Annotated in this window: 1 protein-coding gene; it reads left to right on the top strand. The window is 74.0% G+C overall.

The genetic code is table 11. The annotated features are described in order from the left end of the window. The first annotated feature begins 1 nt into the window (after window position 1). Window positions 2–9,439, top strand: a complete 9,438-nt coding sequence (locus tag H4696_RS51055; RefSeq protein ID WP_192782384.1) for a type I polyketide synthase — start codon at window positions 2–4, stop codon at window positions 9,437–9,439. Window positions 9,440–9,441 lie beyond the last annotated feature (2 nt).

Here is a 9,441-nt window from a genome sequence, read left to right as displayed (position 1 = left end):
CATGACCGAGGACAAGAAACTCGTCGAGTACCTGAAGTGGGTCACCGCCGACCTGGCCAAGACGCGCAAGCGCGTCGAGGAGCTCGAAACGGCGGAACCGGAACCCGTGGCAATCGTGTCTATGGCCTGCCGCTACCCGGGCGGGGTCACCTCGCCCGAAGAGCTGTGGGACCTCGTGCTCGACGGCGGCGACGGCATCGGAGCGTTCCCGGAAGACCGGGGCTGGGACCTGGGAGGTTTGTTCGGCGATGAAAGAGGACGTTCGTACGTTCGTGAAGGCGGTTTTCTCGACCATGCGGGCCGCTTCGATCCTGGCCTCTTCGGCATCTCCCCGCGCGAAGCGCTGGCCATGGACCCGCAGCAGCGCCACCTCCTCGAGGTCTCCTGGGAAGTGATCGAACGCGCCGGCCTCGACCCGCTTTCGCTGCGCGGCAGCAAAACGGGCGTGTTCGCCGGCGTGATGTACCACGACTACGGCCAGGGCGCGCAGTTCCCCGAAGAAGCACTGGGCTTCCTCGGGGTCGGCACCGCGGGCAGCGTGCTGTCCGGCCGCGTCTCCTACACCCTCGGCCTGGAAGGCCCGGCCGTCACGATCGACACGGCGTGTTCGTCGTCGCTGGTCGCGATGCACTGGGCCGCGCAGGCCCTGCGGGCCGGGGACTGCGAGCTGGCGATCGCCGGTGGCGTCACGATCATGGCCACCCCAGGGTCCTTTGTGGACTTCTCCGCGCAAGGTGGCCTCGCGCGCGACGGGCGGTGCAAGTCCTACGCCGAGTCCGCCGACGGCGTCGGCTGGGCCGAGGGCGTCGGCCTCGTCCTGCTGGAGCGGCTCTCGGACGCCCGCCGCCACGGCCACGAAGTCCTCGCCGTGCTGCGCGGCTCGGCGGTCAACCAGGACGGCGCTTCCAACGGGCTCACCGCCCCCAACGGTCCTTCGCAGCAGCGGGTGATCCGGCAGGCCCTCACCACTTCCGGGCTGACGGTGTCCGATGTGGACGTCGTCGAAGGCCACGGCACCGGCACGCCCCTCGGGGACCCGATCGAGGCGCAGAGCCTCCTCGCGACCTACGGCAAGGGCCGGTCGACGCCGCTGCTGCTGGGCTCGGTCAAGTCCAACATCGGGCACACCCAAGCGGCCGCGGGGGTCGCCGGGGTGATCAAGATGGTGCAGGCCATGCGCCATGGCGTCGTGCCCAAGTCGGTGCACCTCGACGAGCCGTCGTCCCATGTGGACTGGACGGCCAGTGCCGTCGAGGTCGTCACCGAGCACACGCCGTGGCCCGAAACCGAGCGCGTCCGCCGTTCGGCGGTGTCGTCGTTCGGCATCAGCGGCACCAACGCCCACGTCATCCTCGAACAGCCCGAACCCGTCGAGCGCCCGGACACCGAGGCACGGCCCGGGGTGCGCGCGTTCGTCGTGGCCGGGCGGACCGAAGCCGCGCTCGCCGCGCAGGCCGCCCGCCTGCGTGACCACCTCGACTCCGGCGACGCTTCCGCGGCCGACGTCGCGTGGTCGCTGGCGAAGTCGCGTGCTGCCCTCGACCACCGGGCCGTCATCGTCGCCGAGGACCCGCGCGACGACCTCGCCGCGCTGGCCGCCGGCACCCCGGGCCCGGCGGTCACGACCGGCGTCGCCGACGTCGACGGCCGCGTCGTGTTCGTCTTCCCCGGCCAGGGCGCGCAGTGGGCGGGCATGGGGGCCCGGCTGCTCGACGAGTCGCCGGTGTTCGCCGCCCGCATCGCCGAATGCGAAGCCGCGCTCGCCCCGTACATCGACTGGTCACTGACCGACGTCCTGCGTGGGGCCGCCGCGCTCGACCGCGTCGACGTCGTGCAGCCCGCGTCCTTCGCCGTGATGGTCGCGCTGGCCGCGCTGTGGCAGGCGCACGGGATCACCCCGGACGCCGTCGTCGGCCACTCCCAGGGCGAGATCGCCGCGGCCTGCGTGTCCGGCGCGCTCGACCTCGACGACGCCGCCCGCGTGGTCGCCCTGCGCAGCCAGGCCATCGCGCGCCGACTCGCCGGAGCCGGGACGATGCTGTCGGTCTCGGTGCCCGCCGCCGACGTCGAAGCCCGCCTCGCCCGGTTCGAGGGCAAGCTGTCGGTCGCGGTGGCCAACAGCCCGTCGTCCGTCGTCGTCGCCGGCGACCCGGCGGCGGGGGAGGAGTTCCTGGCCGAGCTGGCCGAGGCCGGGCTGCGGGCCCGCCGCATCGACGTCGACTACGCCTCGCATTCCGCGCACGTCGAGCTGATCGAGGACGAGCTGGCGACCGCGCTGGCCGGGCTGAAGCCGCGGCCGTCGGAGATCCCGTTCTTCTCCACTGTGGACGGCGAGTGGCTCGACACGACCCGGCTGGACGCCGGCTACTGGTACCGCAACCTGCGGCAGCGCGTCCGGTTCGAGGAAGCCATCCGTGAACTGCTTTCCCTGCAGTACCAGGCGTTCCTGGAGGTCAGCTCGCACCCGGTGCTCAACGTCCCGTTGCAGGAGATCGCCGAGGACGCCGGCGCCCGCGCGGTCGTCACCGGCACGCTGCGCCGCACCGACGGCGGCCTCGACCGGTTCCTGACGTCGGTGGCCAAGGCGCACGTCCGCGGCGTGAGCCCGGACTGGGCGACCTTCCTCGCCGAGGGCGCGAAGATCGTCCCGCTGCCGACGTATGCCTTCCAGCACGAGAACTACTGGCCCGAGCCCGCTTCGGTGAGCACGGCGGACCCGGCCGAGGCCGAGTTCTGGACCGCCGTCGACGACGCGGATTTCGCCGCGCTCAGCAGTACCCTCGACGTCGAAGAGGACGCGCTCACCCGTGTGCTGCCCGCGCTGTCGTCGTGGCGCCGCCGCCGTGGCGAGCAGTCCGCTGTGGACGGCTGGCGCTACCGCGTCACGTGGAAGCCGTTGCCCGCCGGGGCCGTCGCGACCGGACGCTGGCTCGCACTCGTCCCCGAAGGCCTCGACCTCCCATTCGAGGCAGACCGCCTGGTGGTGGCAGCGGACGCCGACCCGGTCGAGGTCCTGCGGGCCGGACTCGGCGACCACACCGGCGTCGTCTCCTTCCTGGAACTGGACGGGACGACCTTCACCACGACGGCCGCACTCGTCGAATTCCTCGCCGAGGCCGATCCGGTGCTGCCGCTGTGGGCGGTCACCCGCGGCGCGGTGTCCGTCGGCCGCTCGGACCCGCTCGCCGACCCCGCCCGCGCCGCGCTGTGGGGTGCCGGGCGGGTGCTCGCGCTGGAGTACCCGCGGGCGTGGGGCGGTCTGATCGACCTGCCCGAAACGCTCGACGAGCGGGCCGCCGCCCGGTTCGCCGCCGCGCTCGGCGGCCCGGAGGACCAGGTCGCCGTCCGCGCGTCCGGCCTCTTCGGTCGCCGCCTGGTCCACGCCGCGGCCGGGGGTGCCGCCGAACCGTGGCGCCCGCACGGCACCGTGCTGGTCACCGGCGCCGACGAAGGCTTCGGCGCGCGCGTCGCCGAATGGATCACCGCGTCCGGCGCCGACGTCGTGACCGAGATCCCCGGGGACCGGCCGCTGACCGCCGTCCTGCACACCGCCGGGATGACCGGTGCCCCCGACGCGTGGACCACCGCCGTCCGGCTCGACGAAGCCCTCGCCGACACCGACCTCGAAGCGTTCGTGCTGTTCACGTCGGTGAGCGCGGTGTGGGGCGCCGAAGGCCAGCGCGACCGCGCCGCCGTCGACACCGGCCTCGAAGCGCTCGCCCGGCACCGCCGCGACCGCGGCCGGACCGCGACCGCCGTCGCGTGGAGCGCCTGGGCGGACACCGGCGTCGCCGAAGACGAGGAGACCGCCGGGTTCCTGCGCGCCCGCGGCCTCCCGCCGCTGCCGGTAGAGCAGGCCCTGCTCGCGCTAGGCCAGGCCGTCGCCCACGACGACACCGCCGTCGTGCTCGCCGACGTCCGTTGGGACCGGTTCGTCCCGGCGCTCACCTCGCGCCGCGACGGCACCCTGCTCGGCGAACTGCCCGAGGTCCGCGCGCTCGCCGACACCGGGTCGGGCGACGTCACGGCGGCGTCGGGGCTGCTGGCCCGCCTGCGCGAGGCCGACCCGCGGGAGCGGGAAACCCTGCTGCTGGACCTGGTCCGCGAGCAGGTCGCCGGCCTGCTCGGCTACGCGGGCGCGGCCGCGGTCGAACCCCGCCGCCCGTTCAAGGAGCTGGGCTTCGACTCCCTGACCTCGGTCGAGCTGCGCAACCGGATCAACGCGGCCACGGGCCTGACGCTGCCGTCCACTTTGGTCTTCGACCACCCGCGCCCGGACGCCGTCGCGCGGCTACTGGCCACCGAACTGCTCGGTGACGACGACCAGGCCGCGGCGCCGGTCGCAGCCAGGGTGGTCGACGGCGACCCGATCGTCGTGGTCGGCATGAGCTGCCGCTACCCGGGCGGCGTCCGCTCGCCCGAAGACCTGTGGCGCCTGGTCGCCGACGGCACCGACGCGATCACGGAGTTCCCCGGCGACCGCGGCTGGGACCTGCTCGGCCTGCAGGGCGGCGCGTCTTACGTCCACGAAGGCGGTTTCGTCGACGGCGTCGCGAACTTCGACGCCGGCTTCTTCGGCATCTCCCCGCGGGAAGCCCTCGCGATGGACCCGCAGCAGCGTCAGCTCCTGGAAGTGGCGTGGGAGCTGTTCGAACGCGCCGGCGTCGACCCCGAAGGCCTGCGCGGCAGCACCACCGGCGTGTACGTCGGCGGTTCCGGCAACGGCTATTCGCCGCCGCCGGAACTGGCCGGGCACCTGCTCACCGGGGCCGCGACCAGCGTCCTGTCCGGCCGGATCTCCTACCTCTTCGGGCTGGAAGGCCCGTCGGTCACCGTCGACACCGCGTGCTCGTCGTCGCTGGTCGCGTTGCACATGGCCGCGCGGGCGCTGGCTTCGGGCGAATGCTCGCTGGCCGTCGCGGGCGGGGTCACCGTGATGGCGACGCCCAGCGCGTTCGTCGAGTTCAGCTACCAGGGCGGGCTCGCCCCCGACGGGCGCTGCCGGTCGTTCGCCGAGACCGCGGGCGGCACCGGCTGGTCCGAAGGCACCGGCCTGCTCCTGCTGGAACGGCTGTCCGACGCCCGCCGCAACGGCCACACCCCCCTGGCAGTGCTGCGCGGCACCGCCGTCAACTCCGACGGCGCGTCCAACGGCCTCACCGCGCCCAACGGCCCCTCGCAGCAACGCGTGATCCGCCAGGCACTCGCCAACGCCGGACTGTCCACATCAGACGTCGACGCCGTCGAGGCGCACGGCACCGGTACCTCCCTCGGCGACCCGATCGAAGCCCAGGCCCTGCTGGCCACCTACGGCCAGGACCGTGAAGAGCCGTTGCTGCTCGGCTCGATCAAGTCGAACCTCGGGCACGCCCAGTCGGCCGCGGGCGTCGCGGGCGTGATCAAGATGGTCGAGGCCATCCGCCACGGCGTGCTGCCGAAGACGGTGCACCTCGACGAACCGACGTCCCAAGTGGACTGGACGGCCGGGTCGATCTCGCTGCTGACCGAGCAGCGCCCGTGGCCCGAGACCGGCCGCGCCCGCCGCGGTGCCGTGTCGTCGTTCGGGGTCAGCGGGACCAACGCGCACGTGATCCTCGAACAGGCCGACGAGATCGAAGTGCAGGAAGCGTCGGTGACCGGCCCGGTGCCGGTGCTCCTCTCCGCCCGCACCCCGGAGCGGCTCGCCGCCCAGGCCGCGCAGATCGCGGACTTCGTTGCCACGCAACCGGATCTGACCGACCTCGCCGCCGCACTGGCGACGACCCGCACGCACTTCGACCACCGCACCGCGGTCGTCGCCGCCGACCGGGACGAGCTGCTGGCCGGCCTGCGCGAGATCGACGGGCCGACCCTCGCCGGGCCGGAGGGCAAGCTCGCCGTCCTGTTCGCCGGGCAGGGGAGCCAGCGCCTCGGCATGGGCCGCGAGCTCGCCGCCACCTACCCGGCGTTCGCGAACGCGTTTGACGCCGTCCTCGCCCACCTCGACGTCGAGCTGGACCGCCCGCTGCGCGAGGTCATGCACGGCGACGACGCGGACCTGCTCAACCAGACGCAGTACGCGCAAGCGGCGATCTTCGCGTTCGAGGTCGCGCTGTTCCGGCTGCTGGAGTCGTGGGGGATCACCCCGGACCAGCTGGCCGGGCACTCGGTCGGCGAGATCGCGGCCGCGCACGTCGCCGGGGTGTTCAGCCTGGCCGGGGCGTGCCGGCTGGTCGCCGCGCGCGGCCGGCTCATGCAGGCCCTCCCGCCCGGTGGCGCGATGCTTTCCGTGGTGGCGAGCGAAGAAGAAGTCGTCCCGCTGCTCGGCGACGACGTCGTGATCGCCGCCGTCAACGGCCCGCGCTCGGTCGTCGTCTCCGGCACCGAAGCCGCCGTCCTCGCGGTGGGGGAGCACTTCGCCAAGACCAAGCGGCTCGCCGTTTCGCACGCCTTCCACTCGCCGCTCATCGAACCCGCCTTGGCCGAGTTCGGCCGGGTCGTGGCCGGGCTGGAGCTGGCGGCGCCGTCGATCCCGATCGTCTCGACCGTCGCCGGGGACGCCGACTTCACCTCGCCGGAGTACTGGGTGCGGCAGGCCCGCGAAGCCGTGCGGTTCGCCGAGGCCGTCACGACGCTGGCCGAAGCGGGGGTGACGACGTTCCTCGACGTCGGCCCGGACGGCGTCGCCGCCGCGATGGCGGCCGAAAGCCTGACCGGCGGCGAAGTCGTCGCGGCCGTGCGGGACGAGCCCCGGACCCTGGTGACCGCTCTGGCGCGGCTGCACCACGCCCGCGTCCCCGTGGACTGGGCGAAGTTCTTCGGCGGCGGCCGCCCGGTCGCGCTGCCGACGTACCCGTTCGCCCCGGACCGCTACTGGCCCGAAGGTTTCCACGGCGCGAACGGCGACCTGCGCCTGTCCGGCCTGCACTCGGCGGAGCACCCGCTGCTCGGCGCGGGGGTCGCGCTGCCGGAGTCCGGCGGGTTCCTGTTCACCGGCGCGCTGTCGCCGCAGCTGCAGCCGTGGCTGGCCGACCACACCGTCGACGGCGTGATCGTGTTCCCCGAGGCCGGGTTCGTGGAACTGGCCGTGCGCGCGGGCGACGAGGTCGGCTGCGACCTCGTCGAGGAGCTGACCGTCGAGGTCCCGCTGACGCTGCCGCCGGTCGGCGGGGTGCACGCGCAGGTCGTCGTCGGCCCGGAAAGCACCGCGGGCACGCGGGAACTGACCATCTGGACCCGGCCGGAAGGCGAAGGCGAGCAGCCGTGGACGCGGACCGCCGCCGGGCGGCTCGCGCCCGGCGCTGGAGATCCCGCGGTTGTCCTGGACTGGCCGCCGTCCGCGGTGGAACTGGTCCTCGACGGCTTCTACGACGACCACGCCGAGGTCGGCGCCGCCTTCCGCGGGCTGCGAGCGGCGTGGCGCTCGGGTGACGAGATCTTCGCGGAGGTCGCGCTGCCCGCCGCGCGCCAAGACGACGCGTTCGGGCTGCACCCGGCGCTGCTAGACGCGGCGCTGCAGGCGGTCACGCTGCTGGACCTGCCCCTCCGCCCGGCGACGGGCTGGACCCGGTTCGCGCTCCACGCCAGTGGCGCGGCGGCCGCGCGCGTCCACCTCCGCCGTACCGAGGACACGATCGCCCTCACCCTGACCGACCCCGGCGGCGCGCTGATCGCGTCCGCGGAAGCCGTGTCGTTCGGGGAAGCCGCCACCCCGCGGCAGCAGGGGCACGACTCGCTGTTTCACCTCGAGTGGACGCCGCTGCCTTCGGTCGCGCCGTCCGGTAGGCGGTTCGTCGTGTTCGGCGAGGACGCCACCGACCTGGCGGACGATGCCGTGGTCGTCGTGCCGGTGGACACGAGCGGCGATCCGGTCGCCGCGACCCACCGCGCGACCACGCAGGTCCTCGAGCAGCTGCAGTCCTTCCTGGCCACCGACGTCCAGGTCGTGTTCCAGACCGGCGACGGCCCCGCGGCCGCGGCGGTGCAGGGCCTGGTCCGCGCCGCGCAGTCGGAGAACCCGGGCCGGTTCCTGCTGGTCGAAGGGGACGCGGTCGAGGCCGCCGTCGCCTCCGGGGAGCCGCAGATCTCGGTGCGCGACGGCGTCCCGCACCGCGCCCGGCTGGTCCGGGCGCCCGCGGCGGACCGGCCGGAGCCCGGCATCGGGAACCCGGACGGCACGGTGCTCGTCACCGGCGGCACGGGCGGCCTCGGCCGGCTGCTGGCCCGGCACCTGGTGACCCACCACGGCGTCCGCCACCTGCTGCTGGCCGGCCGGCGCGGCCTCGGCTCCGCCGGGGCCGCGGACCTGGTGAACGAACTGAAGGGCCTGGGCGCGGACGTCCGCGTCGCGGCGTGCGACACCGCCGACCGCGAAGACGTCGCCGACCTGCTGTCGGGCATCCCGGAAGGCCACCCGTTGACCGCGGTGGTGCACGCGGCGGGTGTTCTCGACGACGGCGTCGTGGGGTCGCTGACCCCGGCGCGCCTGAAGAAGGTGCTGCGCCCCAAGGTGGACGGCGCCTGGCACCTGCACGAGCTGACCCGCGGCCTCGACCTGGCGGCGTTCGTCCTGTACTCGTCGGCGAGCGGCCTGCTCGGCGGCGTCGGCCAGGGCAACTACGCGGCGGCGAACTCGTTCCTCGACGCACTGGCCGCGGCCCGGCGAGCGGAGGGCCTGCCGGCGGTGTCGCTGGCGTGGGGCCCGTGGGCGCAGGAGGACGGCATGGCGGGCACGCTCGCCGACGTCGACGCGCAGCGCCTGGCCAAGTCCGGCATGCGCCGGTTCACCCCGGAGGAGGGCCTGGCGCTGTTCGACACGGCGCTCGCGTCCCCGGCCGCGCTGGTCGTCCCGGTGGGCCTGGACCTGGCGGTGCTGCGCGGCCACATCGTCCCGCCGGTGCTCGGCGACCTGGTCCCGAAAACCCGCCGCACGGCCCGCATCGACTCCGACGGCGTCCGCTCGTTCGTGCCCCGCTTGGGCGAGCTGGCCCCGGACGCCCAGACCCGCGAGCTACTGGACCTGGTCCGCGAACTGGCGGCAAGCGTCCTGGGCCACGGCTCGGCGGTGGCGATCGACCCGGACACGGGCTTCACGGAGATCGGCTTCGACTCGCTGACGGTGGTGGAGCTGCGCAACCGCCTGGGCTACGCGACGGGTCTGACGCTGCCGGCGACGGTGCTGTTCGACCACCCGAACCCGCGGGTGCTGAGCGCGCACCTGCTGTCCCTGTTGAGCCCGGAGCCGGTGGATCCGTCGTCGCGGGTGCTGGCGGAGTTCGCCCGCTTCGAGGCGCTGGCGGAGGATCCTGCGCTGGCGCCCGAGACGGTCGCCTTCCTGACGACCCGGCTGCGGTCGCTGCTGGACCGTTTGGGTGGGGACAGTGAGTTCCTGGAGTCCCTGGACTCCGCGAGCGACGGCGAGCTGTTCCGCCTGATCGACTCGGAGCTGGGTACGGACTGACC

It is taken from the genome of Amycolatopsis lexingtonensis (genome assembly GCF_014873755.1).
Taxonomy (GTDB): Bacteria; Actinomycetota; Actinomycetes; order Mycobacteriales; family Pseudonocardiaceae; genus Amycolatopsis; species Amycolatopsis lexingtonensis.
This window is presented reverse-complemented; position numbering and strand designations above follow the sequence as displayed.